A 20,625-nucleotide genomic window follows, 5' to 3' on the forward strand; every position below is an offset into this window, starting at 1 on the left:
TACGCCCGCTGACGGGGCGCTAGCCGACAGACAGCTTTGGCGGCGCAAGGACCCAAACCGGTCACGGCTGCTGATCGGTATGGAGATCGCGATTCGGGTCCAGACCGGTTTTGCGCGCTCGGGGGTGAGGGCTGCTCGACAGGCCGGACACACGGACGCACCTGAACCTGCGCGATCGAGCCACCTTAACACCTCTTGAACCCAGCGGGGCGTCCACACACGGACATTCAGGCCGCAATTTGCGCTCGCGCAAGCAGACACATTCATCTCGATCTCTTGCTTTCGATAGCGCCCTTGGGTCCCCCAGAAATTCGGATGGGAGCCTCCCGCATTTTTTTAAAGCGTTGCGGACGAACGCCGCGCCATTCGGACGAAGCAACCGCGGCTATCACCGGCGGAGCGTGTAGGGCGGCAACGTCCCGCCGTCAGGGCCGTCGCTCGGCGTGTCGCTAGGGTTGAACCATTGTGTCGCCGCCGCCGCCGCGCCGTCCCACAAACGCTGCTCGATGGTGACGCCGTCTGTGCCGAGCCGCGGGAAGTCGCAGTGCGTGACCCGCGTGCGCAGGAGTTCGGCCAACAGCGCCGCCCGGCCGGGGGGCAGTTCGGCAAGCTGGTCGCTCGTCATCACGACGCCTCCTGCCCCGCCGCCGAAATGCGCGAGCGCCTCCACCTGCGCATTGCTCAGTTCGTGAAAGCGATCGCGCAACAGCAGGCAATCGGGATCAGCCTGCCACAGGATGCCGTGGGCATGGTTGCGGCTCTGCAGATCTCGCAGCAAGCTTTCGGCCGAATAGTCGCCGTGCCAGGTCACGCCCACATCGCGCCCGATCCGCACCGCGTCGACGAGCCCGATCGATGCCCATAGCGGACAGCCGCAGCCGGATAGGGTGACATCGTCGCCGATCTCCTCGCGGATCGCTGTCATCATGCGGCGCCAGATCGCGATCCGTGACAATCCGCTTGCGTGCCAGATCGCCCGATCGGGGCTATATTCGGCGCCGTGCAGCAGGAAATCGGCCTTGATGTAACCGGCGCCCCACTCGCGCGTCCACGTGCGGAAGACGCGGCGAATATAGGCCTCGGCTTCGGGGTGAGTGATATCCAGGACGTAATATTCCTCCGATCGTTTGTGCCAGCGAAACTCGCCGTAGAAGTGCATCGCGAGGAGCGGGCGGCCCGCGGCGCGGTCTTGGACCACCCAGTCCGGATGCTCGACAAACAACCGGCTGCGATTTCCGACCAGGAACGGCGCGATCCACAGGCCGGGACGAAAGCCTGCCGCCGCAATCTCCTGCAGCATCGGTTTCATCCCCCGCGGGAATTGAGCCTTCACATCCAGCCAATCACCCATTTCGGGCGTGAAGCCGTCATCGATCTGGAAGATTTCGAGCGCGACATCGTGCGTGTCGCGATAGGCGCGGGCGGCATCCAGATGTTCGCGCAGCAGCGGTTCGTCGATTGCGGCATATAGATTGTACCACGAACACCAGCCCGTCAGCCGCTGATCAGGGATACGCGGCGCGAGCGGCGAGGCGGATGCCGAACGGCGGGACCAGCGCCGCAACGCCTCCTCGACTTCGTCGCCGTCGAACAGGAACAAGGTCTCGGCCTGGGTCGCGCCGGTGCCATCCAGCAATGTCTCGACGTCGATCGTCAATGCCGCAGCTGTGCCGCCGAAGCGGAAGCGCGTTTGAAAGCGATCGTGCCGGTCGTGGCCGAGCACCACCGCACCAGCGCCCACCACGGGCAGCAGCGCCGTCATCGCGAAGCCGAGCGTCGGCGCCTTGGCCGGCGGCCCGTCGCCCGCCGGCGTACCCGGCGCTACGAAATAGCTGCCGTCCCAGCTTTGATAGCCGTTGCGCAGATACTTGCGAACGCCGCTAATGCCCCCAAATCGCAGCCCCAGGCTGGCGAGCGGACAGGTAATGTCCTCGGCCGTCACGTCGATCGCGATCGCGTCGTCGATCCTTCGTATCGTCAGCCGGATCGCGCCGCCGGACGGCAGCGTCCAGACGATGCCCTTCTCGTCGCGCGCAGAGACCTCCAGACGATAGGGCAGCTGTCCGTCGATCAGCGGCGCCACGTCGCCCAGATCGATGCTGCGTAATTCAGGCAGGATCGGCAAGACAGATCTCGGTGCGCTCGTCGGCCGATTGCCGCGCGGCTAGCGCTAGCCGCAGCGAGGCTGAGCCTTCGCGCAGGGGCACCAGCGGCGGACGGCGGTCGCGGATCGCATTGGCCAGATCGGCCAGTTGCGCGATGAAGGGATCGCTCGGGCCGGCGATTGTCTCGGCTGCTGCACCCGCTTGGGTCGGCGTCAGTACAGCATCGTTCCAGCTGGTGAAGCGCCCCGTAAGCCGCTCGGCATAGACCGCCCATGCCTTGTGCCATTCGCCCGGCGTCGCGATGTTGGACGCATCGAGGGTGGCGATGCGGCCGTCGTCCCAGCCGAACAGGATCGCCGAAATGTCCTCGACATCGTAGCCCGGCATATTGCGATGAAACAAGTTCGCACGGCGCGCATAGACGGTGCTGGGCTCGCCGACGAGATGGCGGACCAGATCGATCTGGTGGATCACCTGCTCCAGCATCTGTCCGCCTGACTTCGCCTGCTCGCGCCACCACGGCGCGTGCAGCGCGTTGCAATGATAGCTGCCCGCGTACATCCCGACCGTACCGGTATCGCTCGCCTTCCAGCGCTTCACCGCGTCGCCATGCCGGTACATGAAGCCGATCGCTGCCGTGACGCCCGTCGCCTCCACCGCCGCGACCATGCTTTCGGCGGCGCCCATATCCAGCGCGATTGGCTTCTCGACAAGCAGGTGAATGCCCCGATCGGCAATATGCTCGATCTCCCCACCGCGCACAAAAGGCGGCAAAGTCGCGATGATCAGATCGGGCGCGACCTCGCCAATCATTCGAGCCAGATCGACGAAGGCCACGCCGCCATGCTGCGCGGCGAAGGCATCGGTGCGCGGCTGATCGCGCCCACAGCAGCCGACCAGGCTCATCCGTTCGGGCAAAGCCGCGACCGCGCCGGCATGGCGCCCGGCGATGCCGCCGCAGCCGAGCAGGGCAACGCGCAGCGTCACGCCCCGAACTCCAGCATCGCCTGCAACAGGCCTTGTTCGCCCGCATCAATGCGCGCGAACAAGGCCGGCGCCTCGGCAAACGCCACTCCATGCGTGATAAGGGGGATCAAATCGAGCTGCCCCGCATGCTGGAGATCGATCGCCGTCCGCCACAATCGCGGCTTCGACCAGCGGTGCATGGCCTCAGGTGCGGTACCCGAAATCTGCGAGCAAACCAGTTCCACCCGATTGTGATGGAACTCTTCGCCGAGCCGCAGCCCCGGAACTTCACCCTGGAAAAAGCCCATTGCCACGACGCGCGACGAATAAGCGATCGCGCGGATGGCATCGGCCAGCGCGGGCGGCGCGCCGGACACTTCGATGCACGCATCCGCGCCGCGCCCCCCGGTGATCGCCTTGATCGCCTCCGCCGCGCCGCCACCGGCCGGATCAAGCGTTTCGTGCGCGCCCAGTCGCAGCGCCACTGCGCGGCGGCCCGGATCGGGATCGACCGCGATTACGCGCGCGCCGCTCGCCCGCGCCGCCTGGGCGACGATTTGCCCAGGCACACCCAGCCCGAAGACCGCGACGACATCGCCAATGCGGATGCGGGCGTCGTGCACCCCGTTCAGCGCCACCGCTCCGATATGGCTGAAAACGCCAATGCGCGGATCCGCGTCTTCGGGCAACAATCGGTCACGCGCCCAGTTGGCCTCAGCGACATGATGCGTGCGGTGGCCCCACGTTCCGTAAAGGCGCTGACCGACGGCCAGCCCCTCCACGCCGTCCCCCAGCCCGACGATCTCGCCCACTTCCTCATAGCCGAGGTTGCGCACCGGATACGGCCAGCTCGGGCCCGCCCCCTCGACGAACAGCCGCCGGCTCTCGTCCCACTGGCGGTTCATGAACGGGCTGGACCCGCGATATTGCGAGAGCTCGGTGCCCGCGCTGACCCCAGAATATAGCGTACGGATCAGCACCTGCCCCGGCCCTGCCGCGAGATCGAGCGTCTCGAACACCAGGTTTCGCGGGGCGGCGAGCATCAATCCCTGCATCATTGCACCTGCTGCTGGTTGGCGATCACGGCCGCACGGGTGGACTCGCGCGTCGCCAACAAGATGAGCACGGCGATCGCGTACAGCGCGCCGAACGACGCGAAGGCGCCGGCCATGCCCAGCGTCTTCGAAAGCACCGATATGACCAGTGGCGCGAAGCCGGCACCGATGAAGCCGCAGGTCGTCATCAGCCCGACCGCAGTCGATCGCGCGCTCGGCGGCACGACGTCCTGCATCGCCGCGTAGATGCAGCCGTCGAACAGGCCCTTGCCGAGCGTCGTCGCGATCAGGACCATGCCGACCATCGCCCCGCTGCGCGCCCAAAGCATAGGCAACAGCATCAACGCCGCCACCGTCAATCCTATTGCGAGCGTGTAGAAGCGCCCGACCGGGTTTCGCCGCGCCAGCGTATCCGCCAGCAGCCCACCGAGCGGCACGGCAACGAAGCCGGCGATGTTGATGCTCGCCGATCCGTAAAAGGCGGAGCCGGTCAGGCTCTCACCCAGCATGTCGTGGACGAACGTCGGCGCCCACACGGTGATGCCGTTGGCTACGCCGTTTGCGAGGAAGAAAACGACGAACAGCATCACCGCCGGCTTGATCCGGAGCACCACGCCATATGGCTCGTTGCCCTTCCCCGCCTCGGCCGCGGTATGCACGATCGGCGCGTCTTGCAGCGTGCGGTACAGTACCGCGACCCAAAGGAGGCCCGCGACCGCGAATACCAGGAACGGCATGCGCCAGCCGAAATGATCGGCCAACGCGCCGGCCAGCAGAGCGCCGAGCCCCGATCCGGCAAACACCGCCGTCTGATGGAGTGAGAGTGCGCGGCTGCGCGTCGCAGGCTTGTGCCAATCACCGATCAGGGCGGTAGCCGTGGGATAATAAGTGGATTCGCCCGCCGCCACGATCGCCCGCGCGCCGAGCAGCATCGCAAAACCGCTGACGAGCGGGATCAGCCCCGTCGCGACGCTCCAGAAGGCCAGCCCGTATAGAACGACGCGCGTGCGCCGGGCGCTGTCGCCGAGCCGCCCGGTGAAGAGGGCTGCGGCGGCATAGACCCAGAAGAAGACCGACGAGATCAAGGCAAGCTGATTGCCGGACAGGCCATATTCCGCGCGGATGTTTGGCATCACCGCAACGATGACCGATCGATCCGCCGCGTTGAGGAAGGCGACGACCCAGAGCAACGCGATCAGCGACCACGGATAGTTCGCGCCGGGCGGCCCGCGCTTTTTGTCGGCCTGCATCGCTGTCCTCTCTAAGCCTCCGCGTCGATCAAGATCGCACGGAAGTCGTTGACGTTGGTGAGCGTGGGGCCGGTGACGACAAGATCGCCGAGCGCTTCGAAAAAAAGATAAGCGTTGTTCTGCGCTAGATGCGCCGCCGGATCGAGCCCTAGGGCAGCGGCGCGCGTGAGCGTGTCGGACGTGACGATCGCGCCCGCTGCATCTTCGGTGCCATCGATGCCATCGGTATCGCAGGCGATGGCCGAGATGCCCGGTGCGCCGTCGAGCGCGATGGCGAGGCCAAGCAAATATTCGAGGTTACGCCCGCCCCGCCCCGCCTTGTTGACGACCGTGACCGTCGTCTCGCCACCCGAAAGGATCGCCCGGCGGATCCCGTCCTTGGCGAGCCGGCGGGAGAGTGCCGCATGGCTCGCTCCCAAATGCCGCGCCTCTGCCTGGAGCCGATCGCCCAGGCTCGTCACCTGATAGTCCAGCGCCTGCGCCATTTTGCCTGCCGCGTTGAGCGAGTCGGCGGCTCGTGCGATCACCACTGTCTCCGCCCCAGCCAGTCCTAGGCTGTCTGGGTCAGGTGTCTCGTTCGCCGGGTCGGCAAGCGCAGTGTGGATCGCGGGCGCGACCTCGATACCATAACGCGCGATGATCTCGCGCGCCGTTTCGAGATTGCTCGTATCGGCCACCGTCGGGCCCGAGGAGACGAACGAGGGGTCGTCACCCGGAATGTCCGAGATGATCCAGGTCGTCACCGCCGCATGCCCGGCAGCCACCGCGAGCCGGCCGCCCTTTACGAGCGAGAGGTGTTTGCGCACGCGGTTGATCTCCTCGATCGTCGCGCCGGATTGCAGCAGCGCGCGGGTGACCGCCTGCTTGTCGGCGAGCGAAAGTCCGGGAACGGGCGCCGCCAGCAGCGCCGAGCCGCCGCCCGACAGCAGCACGAGCAGGCGATCGCCCGCCTCCAATGTCGCGGCAAGTTTCAACGCGCGGCGCGCGGCGCGGACGCTATTGTCGTCCGGATAGGGATGGCCTGCCTCGATTACCTCCACGTTCGGCCAATTTGCTCCGGTCAAGGGCAGGTGCCCATGCCTAGTGACGACGAGCCCCTCGACGGCGGCGCCCCGGCTGCGCGCCTGCACGACACGCATCATCTCGGCCGCTGCCTTGCCCACCGCAATCACGACTGTACGGCCGTGCGGCGCGCTTGGCAGCACCAAGGGCATCGCGACGATGGGCGATACGGCCCGCACCGCCTCGGCAAACAAGGCGCGCAGGCTGGCGCGCACGTCGCCGCTTAAAGTTGGACTCCCGGCGCTGGCGATGGTCCCTCTCCGATGAAGTCGCCGGTCGTTGCCGGGACGCCTTTAGGCTGGCCTAACCGGCAGCGCTTACAAGTCAGCATAATCGGAACGCATTGTTCCGCTTGTGGCAACATCATGCATGTCCCACGACAGGATCGGGCGCAGATGCTCAACGAGATAGTCGATCAGCGTGCGCACTCGCACTGACACACCCTTCGGATCAGCGAACAGAGCGAAGAAATCCATATCAGCGGCTTGCCAGCCGGGAAGCACCTCGACGAGCCGCCCTTCGGCGAGATCGCGCTTGCACAGAAAAGCCGGCAGACTGGCGATGCCGAGCTGGGAAAGCGCGGCATGGCGGAGCAGGATCAGGTCGTTGCACACCAGCCGCGGCGAGAATTCGACCGTCACCTGCGCATCGGCGCTGTGCAGGCTCCAGCGTTGGCGACGATCGAGAGTGCCGGTGGCGAGCAAATCGAAGCGCGGCAATTCGGTATGGCTCTGCGGCATCCCTTTCCGCTCGAAATAGCCGGGTGCGCCAAAAGTGCCGCAGCCGGTCGAGCCGAGCTTGACCGCGATCAGCCCGCTATCCGCGAACGGCCCCACCGCGAGCGCAACGTCGAACCCCGAGCGAAGCAACCCGATCGCATCATCGCTCAGCACGCTTACCAGCCGCACCTCGGGAAATTGCTGCAAGAAGTCAGCGAGCAAAGGACCGATCAGGCTTTGGCCGAGCACATAGGGGATCGCGATCTGGACGACGCCGCGCGGTGTGTCCCGGCCCGTTTGAAGAGCGCGCTCCCCGTCGCGCAGCACGCCGATCGAGCGCAAACAATAATCGAAGAACAGCGCGCCGTCCTGCGTCACCGTCACCGCGCGCGTGGAGCGATGAAGCAATTGCACCCCCAGATACTCCTCGAGCCGTGATACGCGCCGGCTGATGGTCGACTTGGGCATGCCGAGCAACTTGCCGGCTTTGGTCAGGCTTTCCGTCTCGACGACTTTCGTGAACACCATGAGGTCGCCGAGATCGAGCATGCGATATTGTTAAGGCTACGTTCCGAAACCCGCAACAGATCGTTGCAACATCACAGACTTCCGGCCGACCCGGCTTCTGATCACGCTCTGGCCAACGATCGGCGACAGGCAATGTTGCGATGGGTAGATGGAGGGGATGAGATGAAGGGCTTCGGCATGAACGGCCTGCGCGCAGGGTTGCTGTCGGCGAGCGCCGCGCTGGCATTGCTCCCGACGATGGCGTCGGCCCAGACCACGGCCGCGCCGCCGGCCGAGGCGCCCACCCCGACGGCGATCGCTTCGGCAGCCGAGGCAGCGCCCGACATCATCGTCACCGGCACGACCCGTGCGCGCATCGCGCTCGACACGCCGCTTGCTGTGACGTCGCTGAACAGTGAGACGCTCGCCCGACGGTCAGCGTCCAATCAGGCCGACATTCTCAACAGCATCCCGACGATCAAGGCCGACGGCGGCGGTGGTGAAGTCGCGGCCAACGTGTTCGTGAAAGGGCTTCCTTCGGGCGGCCAATATCAGTTCACCCCGCTGATGTATGACGGGATCCCCGTCTTCTCAACCTTTGGCCTCAACTCGTCGGCGTTCGACGTCTATTATCGCAACGACCTTGGCATTGATCGGCTCGAATTCGTGCGCGGCGGCGTCTCGAACCTGTTCGGACCGGGGTCGGTCGCGGGACTGATCAACTATCTGAGCCGTTCGGGTACCGACACCTTCCGGGGCACCACCCAGCTCGAATATGCGCAGCGCGGGCGTTATCGCGGCGACCTTGCCGTGAGCGGTCCGCTCGCTGAAAATCTGTTCTATGCCTTTTCAGGCTTCTACCGCGATGACGAGGGGCCGATCCGCACCGATCTGGATACCAAGGGCTATCAGCTGCGTGCGAACTTGAAATATGCCTTCCCCGACAATGGCGGATCGGTCACGCTCTACGGCCAGTGGATCGACGATCAGGTTCAATATTATCTGCCCATCCCGCTCGACGGGGTGACGCGAAACCGCATCCCGGGAAATGACGGGAAGAAGGTCAATTCCGTCCAAAACAAGTTCCCGCTCGCGAGTCTCGGCTTCAACACGCCGGACGGACCGTTCGTCAGCGATATCGATGATGGCGTCTATACTAAGGGCGGCCAGGTCGCGCTCGCTTTCGACAAGAAGATGAGCGACAATTGGGGCTTCAACGGCAGAGCCAAATATTCCCAATACAAGCACAAGTTCGGGCTCTGGTCGGATGGAGACGGCATCGTCAACGTGCCCGAGACTCTGGCCAGTTTCGTGACCAATGCTGCGCGCCGCGCCCAGATACCCGAGCTGAACGGCATCAGCCTGGCCAACGCCACCTATACGTTCGCAGGCGGCGGCGCAGTGCCCGCGAACACCTTATTGTTCGCCAACCGCTTCACCGATCGCAATCGGCCGATGCACGATTTCACCGGCGAACTGAACCTCACCGGCAGGTTTGTGACCGGCGCATTGGATCATAGCGTCACGCTCGGCGGCTTCTATGCGAATGCATGGGCGCGGGACGTGAACGTCACCTCCACCTACCTCGCCGAGTTCAACAACCAGCCGCGCCTGATCAACCTGACCGTCACCAACCCGACGACCGGCGCCACGACGATCATCTCGCACAACGGCCTCACCAACGCGAGCACTGCCAATTATGTGAACAACCGCCACAAAGCGGAGCGCTACGCCGCCTATCTTGCTGATCAGATCGAGATCGGCGACCGCTTCAACCTCGACCTGGGCGGGCGCGTCGAGCATTTCAGCGGTGACGTCCGCCGCGAGCGCGTCTCCACCTTCATCACGGACACCACGACCCCAAATCTCTCGGCGGCGCTGCGCGACGTCAGCTGGGGCAATGACGGCTATCTGACCGGCAAGGTCTCTGCCACCGAATGGGCGGCCGCGTTCGGCCTGCTCTACAAGCTGACCGATCGCGTGAGCCTCTATGCCAATGGCTCACGCGGCTATTTTTTCCCCGAGATCCGCGCGGTAGGGTTCGCGCCGCTGCCGACCGGCACGGCCGCGAATGCCAGCGCGTCACCGGGCACTTCCAGCTATTCGGGCGAGATCATCAAGCAGGCCGAAGCGGGCATCAAGGTCGCCCAGCCGCAATTCACCTTCACGGCGGCGGCGCTTTATACCAAGCTAAATAACCGGCGGCAGGTGCTGTTCATCAACGCCCCCGGCGGCGGCTTCCAGGAAGCGGTGAACCTGATCGCGACCGAATCCTATGGCGTCGAGGCCACGCTCGACATCAAGCTGCTGCGCAGCCTCCACTTCAACGGCAACATGACGCTGCAGCACGCCGAATATACCCAGTTCCAGGCGCTGGTGAACAACGTTCCGACGCCAAATCCGGCGATCATCGGCAACCAGCTCGAGCGCCAGCCGAACCTGCTCTACAATGCCGGCCTCTATTATGACGACGGCGCGCTCGATGTGTCTTTTTTCACGAACTATACGGGCGAGAATTATGTCGCGTCGAACAACGCGATCCTCCTGAAAGGGTGGAACATCGTCAATCTCGATGCCGGCTACAAGATCCCGCTCGGCAGCGAGCATGCGCTGCGGTTCAGCGTCAACGTCTTCAACCTGTTCGATACCGACGCCGTGACCGAAGGCTCGCCGCGGCTCGACAATAACCAGACGGTCGGCGGGCAATATTTCGTCGGCCGCCCGGTGCTGCCGCGCCGCGTGACCGGGCGGCTTACCTTTACCTTCTGATCCTCTCACCGGAGCGGGCGCCGACGCGCGTCCGCATCGTGCATTTCAGGCGACACCATGACCGACCAGTTCGATACCGATCGGCTCGACGGGGCAGCCCGCGATATCCTGCGTTGCAATGATCGCGGCGGCTACACCGTGCCAAACGGCCGCGTCTATCCGTTCCAGTGGAATTGGGATTCGGCCTTCGTCGCGCTGGGCTTCGCCACCTTTGACCGCGAACGCGCCTGGGCCGAGATCGAAACGCTGTTCCGCGCACAATGGGACGATGGCTTCCTGCCGCACATCGTCTTTTGGCAGGAGGACGAGGGCTATTTCCCCGGTCCGCAGGTCTGGGGCACAGATAGGGAGCCGGTCACGTCGGGTATCACCCAGCCGCCTGTCGCCGCGACCGTCGTGCGAAGGCTATGGGACGGCGCGGTCGCCGCCGGCGAAGGCGAGGCCTTCCGGCCGCGCGCGGAGGCTCTGTTCGACAAGCTGTTCGCTTGGCATCGCTGGTTCGCGGACCATCGCGACCCCGAGCAGCGCGGCGTCGTGGTGGCGATGCACCCTTGGGAAACGGGCCGTGACAATTCTCCCGAATGGGATGCGCCCGGCGAATCGATCGATGTCTCGAACGTCGGCGAATATACCCGCCGCGATACCGGCCATCTCAATGCCAAGATGCGGCCGACGAAGCTCGAATATGATCGCTACCTGGCGCTCGTCCAATATGGCCGCGCACAAGGGTGGGATCATGCGAAGATCGCCACCGGCAATCCGTTCAAGGTGGCGGATGTCGGCATGTCGATGATCTTGCTGCGCGCGAATCGCGATCTCGCGGACCTTGCCGACATTCTCGGCTGTGACCGCAGCGCAATCGATGTCTGGATCGCCCGCTCCGAAGCCGGCATCGGTTGGTTGTGGGACGAAGTGCGCGGCACCTGGTGCTCGCGCGATCTTCTCACTGGACGCCATTCCGGCTTTGTCACCAGCGCGTCCTTGCTCAGCTTCTACGCAGGCCTATCAAACCCGCGGAAGGACGCGGCGATGCTCGCGCATATCGAGCGCATCTCCGCTCGCGTCCAGTTTCTGATGCCGAGCCTCGATCCGGACGATCCGGGCTTCCAGATGGTCCGCTATTGGCGCGGGCCGGTGTGGGCGGTGGTCAATTGGATGATCGGCACCGGCCTCGCCGAAGCCGGTCATCGCCGCTGGGCCGAAAGGGTACGCGGCGATACGCTGGCGCTGATCGCCCGCAAAGGTTTCTACGAGGCGTTCAGCCCGATCGACGGCTCCGGCAGCGGGGGTGACGATTTCTCGTGGACGGCAGCGATCTGGCTGGCTTGGTCGACAGTTCCCGCATCGTAAAATGCCGCGGGATGAAGGACGCATTGCAGGCTTGCCCGCCGCCGCCAGATGAGCGCGTGGACGCTCGCGCGCGACGCTCGGCTAGCGATCGGCATCGATCGTTTTGCCGACCGAGCGTGCGCGGATCGCGGAAGGGCTCGCCCCCAACAGCCGCCGCAGCGTCTTGTTGAAATGCTGTGCATCGGGGATCCCGACCCGCTCGGCGATGCGCCAGATGGGCAGGTCGGTCGATTCCAGCAGATAGCGGGCATGCTGGGCGCGGCTCCGGATCAGGCGATGCGGGATGGTCGTGCCGAAGCGCGTCCGGAATATCCGCGCCAGATAGGCCGGAGACCGACCGACTGCGGCGGCGATCGTCGCCGGATCGAGCGGTTCGGCAAAGCGCGTGTCGATGATCGCCGCAGCCTGCTCCGCAGCCGTATCGACACGAGCGCCAAGCATGCTGCGCGGCCGATCGGCCAGCCACAACAACAATTCCTGCAGGGCCAAACCCGCGGCCACGGCAGCGAGGCGGTCGTCCGCCGATCGCGCATGCAGCGCCGCGACATGCGCCATCCGCTCGCGCACCCCGCCGCCGATCGTCGCGGCCGAGCTGTGCACCGGGATCGCCAATGGCGCATCGTCAGCTACGACATCGGCGGGCGCCAAGAAATGGATGCACCAGTGCCGCCCCGGCGCATCGAGCGCATATGTCGTGGCGCTGCCAGCGGGGCTGAGCGTCACGTCACCCTGCGCCAACGGCTGCGTCCCCGCCTCCGTGCGCAGCTCCGCGCTATAATCGTGGAGGTGCAGCGCATGCGTCGGCCCGCAGTAGCGGGTCTCGTGCGCGCGATCGACTAGGGCGAAGCGGCCGGCGACCACGATGCGCGGCACGATCGCCGTGGCCAGGCGAAAAGCGACATGCGTTTTTATACCACGAGGCTTGCCCAGATCCAATTGCCTCTGAGTCACGCAGTTATATGATGCCAGCGCAAATCAGGACGCCGCCCATGACCAGCCTTTCCACCGAACAGATCGAATTCTACCAGCAGAACGGCTATCTTCACATAACCGGCCTGCTCACTCCGGAGGAGGCAGCCGCCTATCGGGCCGAGATTCACGCCATCGCCGAGCGGCAGGGGGAAACCGACGCGACATGGGAAAGCGTCAAGGCCGGCGGCACCTCGATCACCCATTGCCACGATGTGCATTTCCGCTCGGCCGCCTTCACTCGGCTGCTGACCGATCCGCGCCTGACAGGCCCGGCACAGGGCATCATCGGCCCGAACGTCCAGCTTCACCACAACAAAATGTTCATTAAGCCGCCGGAAAAGGGATCGCCCTTCCCGATGCACCAGGACTATCCCTATTTTCCGCATCGCGATCATTCGATGATCGCGATCATCCTGCACTTCGACGATGCGCCCGAGGAAAAAGGCTGCCTGCGCGCCTATCCCGGCAGCCACAAGCTCGGCCCGGTCGAAGCCTATGGCAGCGATCATCACGCCTCAGAAAAGCTGTATCCGATCACTCGCGCGACTCCGATCCCGGCAAAGGCGGGCGACGCGATCTTCATGTCCTATCTGCTCATCCATGGATCGGGCACGAACGTCTCCAACGAGCCACGCACCACCTTGCTCGTGCAGATGCGCGACCCGCTCGACGTGCCGCTCAACGATCGTCATTGCCTCGCGCGGTCAGGGCATGATGCTCGCCGGCGTCGATGCCGGTGCCAAGCGCTTCGCCTTTGCGTGGGAGGAACAGGCTGCCTGACCTGCTCGGCGCGGGGGCGCACTGCGCCGGTCTGACGGCCGCGCGGGTTGGGAACGTCGAGATCGCGTCTGCGGCAATCGATCTCGCGAAGCAGGCCTGTCGCGTCAGCGGCACGGCCCGCCCCCGCCCCGAAGCCGACAAGGGCCGGGATGTCGCGGTCGCCACACCGGCCGCCACGAATGCCGGGATGTGGGCCGACGAAATTTGTAGACGACACGCATCCCGGTGCCCGAGCGGGAGGTCGCGTGTGACCGACACCACGAAGCGTCCTGGCGATCATGTCCGCGTGGGCGACGCGATAGGCATTCCGCTCTTTCGGCTCCGCGTTGATGGGCGCACCGATTCGCTTTGCCTCTTCCGCCCAGTCGGTCGCGGTGCCGTGTGTCGCCATTACAAATATCCCGCCAGATGCGCTGAACAGTCCGGCCGCCATCTCACATCCAGGGAAAGATACGGACCGTCCCGGATGAGAAAACTACGAATTACGCAAATTTGGAGCACGCATGCTTCGCACCAATGATGTCATCACACGAGTCGAATCGCACGTGGAAAGTTGCGTCATGGCGGACAGGCACAGGATATAGACCAAAGCGCGGGCCGCTCATCATGTTAACTCGCCCTACCAACAATCTCTGTTCGTGTCAGGTGTTGCTCATCCTGTCACTCACGACGGATGCCATGTCGGGCTAGATGAAAGACTGGCGGTCTACCGCGAAACAGCCAATAGACTTTGATAAAGCGGGTAGTTTCGCCGCAGCACCCGTCGGGACCGAAAGCGGCAGATTGAAAGCCGAGATGCCCGCTGTCAGGGGTTGCCGACGTTAGGCGCAACGATCTCGTAGGCGGGCGCCTGTCGTTCGTGCTCTCGACCGGGCACAGACCCAGGCGGGAGGTCGCGATGGTCCGCGTCAAGATTGAGCCCAGCAGACGATTGTTGACCAGCTTGAATTCACCGATGTTTAGGACACTTGTCCTTTGACGACTGTCCCCTCAGGCCATTCCGAAAGGACACCCATCCAGATCCTCCTCTCCTCTGCATCCCGGCCGGCGCACTCTGCCCCACCGTCGCCCAGCCTGGCGCCACCGCGCGGCACTCCTCGCCTTCAACCACATGCGACATGCGCCCGGACCATGATCGCGCGGGCACCCGGCTGGGAGTTCACCGGCCGCTTTGATAGCGTGCCGGACGGGGGATTCGTGGAGCGCGGGACATGCGGAACAGGGCGGTGACAGTGGCGTCTGCGACGCTCGTCATCTTCGCATCGGCACCGGCGGTAGCGGAGGGCGCGGGTCGAATCACAGAGCTCGGCGGGGTATTTGTCACCAGCAAGAACCCCCAGGCGCTGGCCGCGTGGTAGGGACGTGCTGGGTTCGCCGCTCGAACCCTGGGGAGGGGCGATCCTGCGCACCGACGCGCCCGGCCATCCACCGATGGCGCTCTGGAACGCATGCCAGAGGCGAGCGAGGGGATCGAGCTGTCGAAGCGCGAGTTCATGATCAGTTTCGCGGTCGACGATCTCGACGCTTATGTCGCGCGCCTCGAGACGAAGGGCGTCAAGATCCTGAAGCGCCAGAGCGACGGCACGGGGAAGTATGCCTGGATCATCGATCCGGACGGTACCAAGACCGAGTTCTGGCACCGCCTGCCAAATGAAATTTCAGGGTCAGACAATTCGTCGATCAGCCTGAGGCTCAGCCCCGCGAACTGCATTGCCCGATTCACCTCCCATCCGGACAGAGTCAATTATAGCCCACAGAGGCTATAATCGGGCCTAAACCGATAAATCTTCCAGGCATCTGGCAGGGCCGCCGCCGCGCGCGGATTGTGACCCGCTCGGCCGGGATATAGAGTGGCGGACGGCAAACCGGGAGTCCGCACGATGGCGCGTGATAAGGACGAGCTAGAGGCACGGGTCAGAGCGCAGTTTCCTCTCGTTTTCTCTCTCAAGGATCCGGTCGACAACGAGGCTTATGCCGTGCGCCGCAATGCGCTGGTCGACTATGCGACCGCCGTCAGCGTCCCACCGCTCTCGGTCGAGACGGTGCGGTACCAGACGATGTTGTTGACGAGCGCCCTCGTGTTCGTCTCGTTCGGGCTTCTCGACGTCGCCAGCTTCAAGCTTGCTGACGCGACAATTGCGCTCGATTGGAAGGCCTTCCTGCTCTTCGGCATGTTCGTGTTCGGAGTCGGGGCGATCTTTTCGTTCAAGGCGTGGGTCGATTATGACCGGGCAGGCTTCAGCCGCACGAAGAACGATACGGCGATCCTCGAAGTGCGTAATCTGATCGCGGTCGCTCAGATCAGTGAACGGGTCGAGCAATATTACCGGGAGCAAATGGATCGCGCGATCACCGACGCCTATCGAGTCTACAACGAGAAAATAATGGCGTCGGTCGATGGCGCCCCGCTGACGACGCCCGACATTCAGTTCATTACCATCGATGTGACCGAAATCCGCAAGCTGCCCGAAATGGCTGGCGTCATCGACGCGCAGGAGGCCTGGCTCGCTGAGATCCGGGCTGACATCGCGGCCGATCTGCGGCGACTTGTCGACAAGGCCGACGAGGCTCTGCACGCCGATCGGCTGGAGAAGGAAAAAGCCGGCGCACCTTATCTCGCGCCGCGTCGCGCGCGCCGAGTCATCAAGACCGCGTACGAAGAGACCCTTCATCCGTGGGTCGAGATGCGCAGCGCTCTCTCATCGAAAGGCTTACGGGCTGCCTTCGACAGGGGCGATCAACAATTCATCTACAACCGACTGGAGGAATTGAACGATCTCCTGAAGAAAGTTCTGCGCATCCGTCGCTGGACCTTCAGACTGGAGGTCATACTACCCCTGCTCTTTGCCTTGGGCGCGATCGCGGCCGTCGGCTGGCAGGTAGGCCACCACGGCCTGCCCAAGCCATCGCTCCCGGCGAAAAATCCATCGGGGCCGGCCTCTCAAGATGAGGCACCTGCCAAAGCCGGCACGGTCCAGAGGCTATGAGAAATCGAGCACGGCCGCGGAACACGGGCGGTGGCTTCTCGCCCCCTTCCCCTCCTACCCGGGCGTGCACTGTTTGAGTCGGTTGAATAGGGTGACGCGGCGATGCTGCTGGGATGTGGGGTCAGAATGGCACCATGCGCCCACACTGCGTCCAAACCGTCCTTGGCGCACCGGAAATGCTCGACACCCTTGTGGAGATCGCGCGAGCAGATCTGATACATACTTTGCCGTTTCGGGTCCTGCCAACGCGTGGAATGCGCCGTAAATTTTGCTTTGCCCTCCGCGTGGGTCTCCACGAAAAGGGGGCGCAACTTGCCGACGCCCTTCGCGTGCTCATTTTCACCCACCGAGTGTCAAAGCTGAGGATGACGTCCGAACTACGAAATCGGCTATCGATGTAGTGGAAGTGCCATTTGACGCCCCCATGCGCCTCTCGTTCGAGGCCATCGTCGCCACCGGACAACATCGTCCGGAAGTAGAGAACGACTGTTTTCAGAACACGCTCGACCATAGTTACGAAGCGATCGGCTGGACGAAACCGCGTAGGATTGTCCGCATCGGCGCAAAGCGCTGGATCAGGCCATACGACCAGTGGCCATCGAGATCGGAAACAACGGCCTCTGCCGGCGTTCCACGTTGAACGGACAGTTGATGAAGACGTCACGAGCGGACGATGGCACCCGATGCTATCCCTTGTGGGATTCGCGATAGTCCTTCACGGCCTTGTCTGCCTGTGCGCTCGTGATGGTCGCATCACGGCAACCTCGCGCGTGAGCTTCGCGAGGAGGTGGAGGCGCATGGCGGGTCTGGAGGCGAACGCGGCGATCGCGCAGGCCAAGATGCGCTACATGACGTGGCGGCCGCTAAGCGCGATCCGCAATGCTGATCGGGACGATAATGCGGCGACCGAGCGCGATCCGCTCTGGGAGCCGGTCATGGCGACGCTCCAACCATCCCGAACATCCCTGCGGCCACTGCGGCTTCTCAGGCGTATATGCTGGAGTCCTCGCCGCTGAAACGGCGGGGCCGGTAGAGATCGCCAGTGACTCCTCGGCACGCCCGTCACGATGACGTTTGCGGATTGGGATGACTTTCTCGCCGCCAGCAGCCTCGCCCGTATCCAGGGCGGAATGCACTTCCGCTTTTCCAACGAGGCTGGGCAAGCATTAGGTCTCCGTGTCGGGCAGATAGCGCGGGCGCGCTTCGCGCCGGAATTGCGTCGTTGATCCAGGAGACCCAGATGCGGCCGCCCAAACGCGGCCCGCCGCGTCCCGGAAACGGCTATTCGATCATATCGATACGTGGCACTGAACCGGGTGAGCCCCAGCGCGTTTTAACGGTGGAGGAGAAGGATATGACGAAGCTATCCGAGTCGGAGCGCGACAAACTGCCGCCGAGTAAATTTGCCGAGCCCGACAAACGAGCATACCCGATCGAGGACACAGCCCACGCCAAGAACGCAAAGGCGAGAGCGAGCCAAGCGGCCAAGGCGGGACGTATCTCTAAAGCCGAAGAAAAAAAGATCGACACTAAGGCCGACACCGTAATCAAGAAGGGTTGAGCAAGAACTAGCTCACCGCTCAAGAGAGTGCGGATTTGGCGTCAGTCTATGATGCTTGATTAGCCGCCATAGTCCGTGATTATTCACTTTAGCAGATAGACGCTTCATCATCGCATCCTGAGACGCATTGATGATCGCGCAGTGTGAGTAGAAAGTAGAAGCGCGGCGCTTATAGAAACTGCACCAACAAATACCGCTCCCAATGCGATCATTTAGCTCAAGCTTCCCAGCTTAAATCGCGGACTCCGTATTCGACGCCGGAGACTGACCTCGACGTTTTCCGGGTCAGCGCCAGCGTATATGCACCCGTGCGTTTGCTGGCACTTCAAATTCGCGGCGCCTGCCCTGTGTATTGCCCGCGATCTCGCCCCCGGGATCGCTCGTCACGGTAACGGACGACAAAGATCCTTTGCCAGTGGCTAGCAGGAAGAGATTTGCACGGCCCGCCGGATCGCCGCCGAGATGAAAAGACAGCGATTGATCGCTGGTCCGGTCGCTGGCGAGAAGGAAGGCATTGCAGAACATGTCGAACGGTGCGCCCTCGACATGATGGAAGACCCGGCTCGCAAATACGAACGCAGCGCCGGCTCCGTAGATTTCTTGGCCGACCTGCCCTGCTTTGTCCCCGCCGACATACAGATCCTCAAGCGGAAACGAGAGCTTTCGATCGATATGGCCGTTGCGCGGTTCCTCGGAAATCATCTCCGCAGGCAGTGCGTCGGGATAATAATACCAGGCGCGATCCAGCGCGTAGCGGCAATAGTCGCTGACCATCATCAGGGCCGCAGGATCGAGATCCGGTCCGCCGTCCTTCAGATAGCGCTCGAATGCCGCGAAGCTGTCGAAGCATTCGTACAGCGCCATGTACGGGCCGTCATGGAGCGCGCTTACCGCAAGGAATGTCGGATAGTTCGCGCTGTCGCCGATCTTCGACGTCCACAGAACGGAATTGTGGAAGAAGCTCGCCAGATAGACGTAGCTCTGGAGGAGGTAGCGCTCCTGGTTCGTGATCCGCCACAGCCGCATGCAGGCGGCAGCACCCCAGGCGGTCAGGTTGGCCTGATAATTGAGTTCGAAGCGCATGCCTTCCGCGGCATCGATCGCCTTTCGCGCTTCTCCGAGATATTTGGGATCGTCGGTCAGCTCGAAAGCGACGAGCATGACGTAAGCGTAGATGCCGCCAACGTCGGTCTGGCCAAGATCGGTGTCGCCGCGGGCCTCGACGATAACCGAGAAATCCGTGACCTTGTACTGGATCGGCCACTTGTAATCGAAATGGTGCGCGGCCTTGATGGCAAAGCCCACCGATTGCTCGAACAGGCGCCGCGCACGCTTATCGCCGTCGAGCGCGAGATTCCCCAGGCCGAGCAACGGGTGATAGAGGTACCAGCTGTCGACCGCATCCTTGTCCTTATCCTTGCCGACGTTCGGAAGGTAGCGGCGGATCGAGCCCAGCTTCGGATCGAAAAAGCGATCGAGCCCCCGCGCCAGCCGCGCCTCGAGAGGGGCCGCCTGCCCGAGCCACCGGCCGTAATCGTGGATCGAACTGACGAGAGAGACCTGCACCATCGAGTCCGGATATTCGGAGGCAGTGTAAGGATGAACATAGGTGTTGCCGTAATGGCGGATCGTCGCCTCCGGCGCGTCCGCCAGGTCTCGAAGCGTGCGCTCGGCCCGCGCTGGCCAATCGTGGAATTCCGGCTCAGGCTTGTCGAGCAGGCGGTAGGCACTGCCGAGCATCTGCAGGAACAGCCGCCCCGAATGCGCTTCATCCGCCGGTGCGTCGCGATGGAAGACGATCAATGCGTCGGAGAGGCAGACCTGCTCCCCTTTTTTGAGCGGGTTCACCGGCGGTGTACCGCTCTGCGGGGGCGTCGGCGGAAGATAGCCGAGTTCCGGCCATTCGCCACCGACCGCGCCATCGGGCTTGGTATGGGTAGCGTTGTAATAGGCGTTCATCGCCGTGAGGTTCTGCAAATACAGCAGGGAGCCGGGCGTCTCGCCGCCGAGACGCCAATAGAGCAGGCCGGCGTTGAGCCCCCGTTGCGCCGCCTCGACATTGCCTTCTGCGGTCAAGGGGTCGTCATCGGGGCCGAGAGGATAGAGATCGCGCGGCAGATGCGGCACGAGCAGATCCTCGCTCGGCGTCAGCCATGTCGTCGCCCGAAGCACGGGTAGTTCGTTCGTATCGACGGCCAGGCTGACGATGTGCTTGCCGATCGCGCTGGTCAACGCGATGCGCATGGCCTCGCCCGGCCTCGGTTTGATCCGCCGCGCCTTGAGCCCGCCCAACGCGTAGGCGGTGCGAACCGCAAGCCGGGCGGCGCCGCGCCGGCTGATCGCCCACAGCGAATCATGTCCGAGCGCCACGGTCACGTCGCGCCCCTCGAACTCGAACGTACCGATCGTGCGCATCCGGCCCTGCTTCAGCTCGGAGCGAAGCGCGAGCACGCAGAGACTTGCGCCTGGGGCGTTGTCGCTCCGCACGCCAGTTTCGCCCGACGATCGTCTCGTTGCCTTTGCCATGACCATCCCCTGTCCC

Annotated in this window: 14 protein-coding genes; 6 read left to right on the forward strand and 8 right to left on the reverse strand. The window is 63.8% G+C overall.

Features of this window, described 5'->3' with window-relative positions:
- Positions 1-388: 388 nt before the first annotated feature.
- The 6 genes from Q4F19_RS07745 to Q4F19_RS07770 form a co-directional block, all read right to left on the reverse strand.
- On the reverse strand, positions 389-2,125 hold the full coding sequence (locus Q4F19_RS07745) for a glycoside hydrolase family 36 protein (RefSeq protein ID WP_303541326.1): 1,737 nt from the start codon (positions 2,123-2,125) through the stop codon (positions 389-391).
- Positions 2,109-3,092 (reverse strand): Gfo/Idh/MocA family protein, encoded by a 984-nt coding sequence (locus Q4F19_RS07750; RefSeq protein WP_303541327.1) that lies wholly within the window; start codon positions 3,090-3,092, stop codon positions 2,109-2,111. Before Q4F19_RS07750 ends, Q4F19_RS07745 begins: the two co-directional genes overlap by 17 nt.
- Positions 3,089-4,129: a zinc-binding dehydrogenase gene (locus tag Q4F19_RS07755; RefSeq protein ID WP_303541329.1), complete on the reverse strand. Its 1,041-nt coding sequence runs from the start codon at positions 4,127-4,129 to the stop codon at positions 3,089-3,091. Before Q4F19_RS07755 ends, Q4F19_RS07750 begins: the two co-directional genes overlap by 4 nt.
- Complete coding sequence (locus tag Q4F19_RS07760) at positions 4,126-5,376, reverse strand: MFS transporter (RefSeq protein WP_303541331.1); 1,251 nt, start codon at positions 5,374-5,376, stop codon at positions 4,126-4,128. Before Q4F19_RS07760 ends, Q4F19_RS07755 begins: the two co-directional genes overlap by 4 nt.
- 11 nt (positions 5,377-5,387) lie before the next feature.
- Positions 5,388-6,653, reverse strand: coding sequence for a glycerate kinase type-2 family protein (locus Q4F19_RS07765; protein ID WP_303541332.1), 1,266 nt, complete (start codon positions 6,651-6,653; stop codon positions 5,388-5,390).
- Between the two features lie 102 nt (positions 6,654-6,755).
- Positions 6,756-7,706, reverse strand: coding sequence for a LysR family transcriptional regulator (locus Q4F19_RS07770; RefSeq protein ID WP_303541333.1), 951 nt, complete (start codon positions 7,704-7,706; stop codon positions 6,756-6,758).
- Between the two features lie 141 nt (positions 7,707-7,847).
- Between Q4F19_RS07770 and Q4F19_RS07775 the strand changes: the two genes are divergently transcribed.
- Both Q4F19_RS07775 and Q4F19_RS07780 read left to right on the forward strand, forming a co-directional pair.
- A complete protein-coding gene (locus tag Q4F19_RS07775; RefSeq protein ID WP_303541334.1) occupies positions 7,848-10,433 on the forward strand; it encodes a TonB-dependent receptor in 2,586 nt (861 codons plus the stop codon).
- 57 nt (positions 10,434-10,490) lie between these two features.
- Positions 10,491-11,783: an MGH1-like glycoside hydrolase domain-containing protein gene (locus tag Q4F19_RS07780; protein WP_303541335.1), complete on the forward strand. Its 1,293-nt coding sequence runs from the start codon at positions 10,491-10,493 to the stop codon at positions 11,781-11,783.
- An 81-nt stretch (positions 11,784-11,864) separates the two neighbouring features.
- On the opposite strand, the gene Q4F19_RS07785 is transcribed toward Q4F19_RS07780, so the two are convergent.
- On the reverse strand, positions 11,865-12,656 hold the full coding sequence (locus Q4F19_RS07785; RefSeq protein ID WP_303541336.1) for a helix-turn-helix transcriptional regulator: 792 nt from the start codon (positions 12,654-12,656) through the stop codon (positions 11,865-11,867).
- Between the two features lie 116 nt (positions 12,657-12,772).
- Between Q4F19_RS07785 and Q4F19_RS07790 the strand changes: the two genes are divergently transcribed.
- The 4 genes from Q4F19_RS07790 (at position 12,773) to Q4F19_RS07805 (ending at position 18,083) form a co-directional block, all read left to right on the forward strand.
- Positions 12,773-13,570 carry a phytanoyl-CoA dioxygenase family protein gene (locus Q4F19_RS07790; protein WP_303541337.1) on the forward strand — a complete coding sequence of 266 codons (798 nt, stop codon included), beginning with the start codon at positions 12,773-12,775 and terminating at the stop codon, positions 13,568-13,570.
- A 1,413-nt stretch (positions 13,571-14,983) separates the two neighbouring features.
- Complete coding sequence (locus tag Q4F19_RS07795; RefSeq protein ID WP_303541339.1) at positions 14,984-15,301, forward strand: VOC family protein; 318 nt, start codon at positions 14,984-14,986, stop codon at positions 15,299-15,301.
- A 114-nt stretch (positions 15,302-15,415) separates the two neighbouring features.
- Positions 15,416-16,522 (forward strand): hypothetical protein, encoded by a 1,107-nt coding sequence (locus Q4F19_RS07800; protein WP_303541340.1) that lies wholly within the window; start codon positions 15,416-15,418, stop codon positions 16,520-16,522.
- Between the two features lie 1,240 nt (positions 16,523-17,762).
- Complete coding sequence (locus Q4F19_RS07805) at positions 17,763-18,083, forward strand: hypothetical protein (RefSeq protein WP_303541341.1); 321 nt, start codon at positions 17,763-17,765, stop codon at positions 18,081-18,083.
- A 285-nt stretch (positions 18,084-18,368) separates the two neighbouring features.
- Here Q4F19_RS07805 and Q4F19_RS07810 read toward each other — a convergent pair whose 3' ends face one another.
- The gene (locus tag Q4F19_RS07810; protein WP_303541343.1) at positions 18,369-20,534 is read right to left on the reverse strand and encodes a hypothetical protein; all 2,166 of its coding nucleotides are present in this window, start codon (positions 20,532-20,534) and stop codon (positions 18,369-18,371) included.
- Between the last annotated feature and the right edge of the window lie 91 nt (positions 20,535-20,625).

Source organism: Sphingomonas natans, assembly GCF_030546695.1.
In the GTDB taxonomy this organism is placed as follows: Bacteria; Pseudomonadota; Alphaproteobacteria; order Sphingomonadales; family Sphingomonadaceae; genus Sphingomonas_I; species Sphingomonas_I natans.